Consider the following 703-nt stretch of genomic DNA (forward strand, 5'->3'; position numbering starts at 1 on the left):
AATGGAATCGGCCTCGGCGATAGGCATATCGCTGACGCGCTCGAACGCAGGCAGCAGCAGCCCATCCAGCTCGGATTGCGTAATCTCGAACGGCGGCCCCTTCAACACCGCTTCACGGCCTTCCACCACGGCAAAGAAACCGGCCAGCAATCCGCCAGGCGGAAGCAGTTTCGCCACGCGGACGGCGTAGTCGGACCAGAGGCGCCGCGGCATCGCGCACAGGAAAGCGCGTTCATAGATCCATTGGACCGAGCGAGCCGGCGAAAAGCCGAAGAAATCCGCCAGTTCCACCACCTCGGCGTGCGGGCCCAACACAGCCTTGGCCGATGCCACGGCGCTCGGCGCAAAGTCGATGGCCGTGACGGGCCAGCCACGCTCGGCCAGCCAGCCGGCTTCGTAGGCGTTCCCGCATCCGGGGATCAGTGTGGAAAGCGGCGCAGGCTGCGCTTCGCAGAATTGCCGGAAGGCGGCGGGCACACCGGCCGCGTCCCACGGGGTGTGCTCACGCGTGAAGCGTTCGTCCCAGAAGGCGGGCTCGGCTGCGTCACGGGATTGGAAGACGGGCGGTTCGGCCATGGCGCTCAAGAGTTCAACACGGGTCAGTAGCGGGACATCCAGGCCAGCACATGCGTCGCAATGATGCCGACCGCGAAGCCGCCGACGAACAGCAGCGCGGCGGACAGCAGCCGGTTGGTACGCTTTT

The 703-nt window shown here is 66.1% G+C and carries 1 protein-coding gene; it reads right to left on the reverse strand.

Going from position 1 to position 703, the window contains the following annotated elements; all coding sequences use genetic code 11:
- On the reverse strand, positions 1 to 576 hold a 576-nt coding region (locus tag D1614_RS28040), incomplete at its 3' end, for a methyltransferase domain-containing protein (RefSeq protein ID WP_119440484.1).
- Positions 577 to 703 lie beyond the last annotated feature (127 nt).

The organism is Maribellus luteus (assembly GCF_003576475.1).
Lineage (GTDB): Bacteria > Bacteroidota > Bacteroidia > Bacteroidales > Prolixibacteraceae > Draconibacterium > Draconibacterium luteum.